Origin of the sequence: Lysobacter sp. Root604, from assembly GCF_001427505.1 — a bacterium.
GTDB lineage: Bacteria > Pseudomonadota > Gammaproteobacteria > Xanthomonadales > Xanthomonadaceae > Lysobacter.
The window spans coordinates 1-3,373 of the sequence record NZ_LMGS01000004.1 but is presented as its reverse complement, the minus strand read 5'-3'; the positions used below and the strand labels follow the sequence as shown (position 1 = coordinate 3,373).

The 3,373-nt window shown below is 67.3% G+C and carries 1 protein-coding gene; it reads right to left on the bottom strand.

The genetic code is table 11. From position 1 onward, the window contains the following. The coding region (locus ASD69_RS22450) for a non-ribosomal peptide synthetase (protein ID WP_200943969.1) at window positions 1–1,854 on the bottom strand (1,854 nt) is incomplete at its 3' end. Window positions 1,855–3,373: the final 1,519 nt, after the last annotated feature.

The following is a 3,373-nucleotide window of genomic DNA, read 5'->3' as shown; positions in this document are numbered from 1 at the left end:
CGAGACCAACTGCACGGCCAGCAGGGAATGGCCGCCCAGTTCGAAGAAGTGATCGTGGCGACCCACCTGTTCGATCTTCAGCAGCGACTGCCAGATCTCGGCCAGCCCCTGTTCGATCTCGCCTTGCGGCGCTTCGTACTCGCGCTGCACCAGCGAGCTGCCGTCCGGCGCGGGCAACGCCTTGCGATCGAGCTTGCCGTTCGGCGTCAGCGGGAACGCGTCCAGCACCATGAAGGCGCTCGGTACCATGTACTCGGGCAACTGCGTTTGCAGCGCTTCGCGCAACTGCACCCCCGTCGGCTCCGCTCCCGCCGACGGCACCACATACGCCACCAGCCGCTTGTCGCCCGGCACGTCCTCCCGCGCCAGCACCACCGCCTCGCGCACGTCGGCGCAGGCACTCAATTTGGCCTCGACCTCGCCCAGCTCGATGCGGAAGCCACGGATCTTCACCTGGAAATCGTTGCGCCCCAGGTACTCGATGGTGCCGTCCGGCAGCCAGCGACCCAGGTCGCCGGTTTTGTACATGCGTGCCTGCGGATCGGCACTGAACGGATCGCGCACGAACCGCTCGGCCGTCAGCGCCGGCTGGTTCAGATAGCCGCGCGCCACGCCATCGCCGCCGATATGAAGCTCGCCCGCCACACCGACCGGCACCGGTGCGCCATGCGCATCCAGAATGTAGACCTGCGTGTTCGCGATCGGACGGCCAATCGGTACCGAAGTGGCGTCTTCGGCCAGTGCCTCGATCAGGTGCGTGCAAGCGAACGTCGTGGTCTCGGTCGGGCCGTAACCGTTGATCAGGTGCGCCGGACGCTGCGCCTGCGCCAGCACGCTGCGGATCGTGCGCGGATCGAGTACGTCGCCGCCGACCAGCAGATAGCGCAGCTGCGCCAGCGACGCCTGCATGCTCGGCGCGTACTGGTTGAACAGGCCGACCGTCATCCACATCGCCGTGGCGCCGTGGGCCAGCAGTTGCGCGTCGAATCGACGCGCATCCAGCACATCGGCCGGCGGCAGCACCAGCAGCCGCGCGCCATTGAGCAACGCGCCCCAGATTTCCCAGGTCGCCGCGTCGAAGGCCGGATTGGCCGCGTGCACCAGGCAGTCGTCGTCACCGGCCTGGAAATACGGGTTGTTGATCACCAGCCGGTTCACGTTACGGTGCTCGACCATCACGCCCTTGGGCGTGCCGGTCGATCCGGACGTGTAGATCACGTACGCCAGGCGCCGCGAGCTCAGGCCATGCGCATGTGGATCCGGATTATGCGTCGGCTGTGCCGCCAGTAACGCCCGGTCTTCGCTGGTATCCAACCGCAGCGTGGGCACGCCGCATACCGGCAAGCGCTCCTCCAACGTCGCCTGCGTCAGCAATGCCACCGGCGCACTGTCCTCCAGCATGTACGCCAGTCGCTCCGCCGGATAATCGGGATCCAGCGGCACATACGCCCCGCCCGCCTTCAGTATCCCCAGCAGCCCCACCACTATCTCCAGGCTGCGCTCCACGCAGATCGCCACCCGGTCGTCCGGCTTCACGCCCTGCGACAGCAGGTAATGCGCCACCTGGTTCGCCCGCGCATTCAGCTCGCCGTACGTCAGACGGTGGTCTTCGTAAACCACCGCCACCGCATCCGGCTGCGCGGTCGCCTGCCGCTCGAACAGTTCGTGGATCAGCGCATCCTTCGGATAGTCGGTCGCCGTGGCATTGAAGCCTTCCAGTACCTGCGCCCGCTGCACGGCCGTCATGATCGGCAGCGTGGCGACGGCCTGCGCGTCGGACACGGCCATCGCCTCCAGCACAGTCATGAAGTGGCCAGCGAGGCGTTCGACCGTGCTGCGGTCGAACAGGTCCACCGCATAGTCGATGCCGCCATGCAGGCCNGGTGGTCTTCGTAAACCACCGCCACCGCATCCGGCTGCGCGGTCGCCTGCCGCTCGAACAGTTCGTGGATCAGCGCATCCTTCGGATAGTCGGTCGCCGTGGCATTGAAGCCTTCCAGCACCTGCGCCTGCTGCACAGCCGTCGTGATCGGCAGCGTGGCGACGGTCTGCGTGTCGGACGTGGCCATCGCCTCCAGCAAAGTCATGAAGTGGCCAGCGAAGCGTTCGACCGTGCTGCGGTCGAACAGGTCCGCCGCATAGTCGATGCCGCCATGCAGGCCCGTGCCGCCGTCGTTCAACGACAGCGACAGGTCGAATTTCGCAATGGTGTGCTCGCTTTGCACCTGCGACAGCGTCAGGCCAGGCAGCTCCATCGCATCGCCGCCGGGCGTGTTGTTCAAGGACAGCATCACCTGGAACAGCGGGCTGTGGCTCAGGCTGCGCGCAGGCTGTACCGCTTCCACCACCTGCTCGAACGGCAGCTCCTGGTGCGCGAACGCCTCCAGCGTCGTTTCCTTCACCTGCGCCAGCAGGCCGGCCACCGTCAACGGCTCCGATAGGCGCGTACGCAAGGCCAGCGTGTTGACGAAGAAGCCGACCAGCGCCTCCACCTCGCGCCGCTGCCGGTTGGCCACCGGCACGCCGACGACGACATCGTCCTGACCCGACAGCCGCGACAGCAGCAGCGACCAGCCGGCCAGCAACACCGCAAACAACGTGGTGCCGTGCGACTGCGCCAGCACGCGCAGCTTGCCGGCCAACTCGGCCGACAACGCCACCGGCACCACGGACCCGGCATAACGNGTGGTGCCGTGCGACTGCGCCAGCACGCGCAGCTTGCCGGCCAACTCGGCCGACAACGCCACCGGCACCACGGACCCGGCATAACGCTGCACCGGCGGCCGCGCACGGTCGGTCGGCAACTCCAGCAGGGCCGGTGCGCCCGACAGGTGATCGCGCCAGAACGCCGTCTGCCGCTCCAGTTCCTCGCCTTGCAGCCAGCCGCGCTGCCAAGCCGCGTAGTCGGCGTACTGGATGTCCAGCGCCGGCAACGGGTCGGCCCGCCCCTCGCTGTAGGCCGCGTACAACTGCGCGAACTCGCGAATGATGATACCGATCGACCAGCCGTCGCTGACGATGTGGTGCTGGGTAATCAGCAGCACGTGNTCGCTGTAGGCCGCGTACAACTGCGCGAACTCGCGAATGATGATACCGATCGACCAGCCGTCGCTGACGATGTGGTGCTGGGTAATCAGCAGCACGTGTTCCTCGTCGCCCGTACGCAGCAAGCGACCGCGGATCAGCGGCCCCTGGCTCAAGTCGAAGGGCGCGCCCGCTTCGTCGATCGCCTGCTCGCGTACCGCCTGCTCGCGGGCTTCGGCGGGCAACTGCGAGAGGTCGTGCTCGGCCAGGGCGAAGCCGATGTCTTCGGGTGCGAAGACCTGGTGCGGCACGCCATCGACCGCAACCAGGCGCGCGCGCAGGCCCTCCT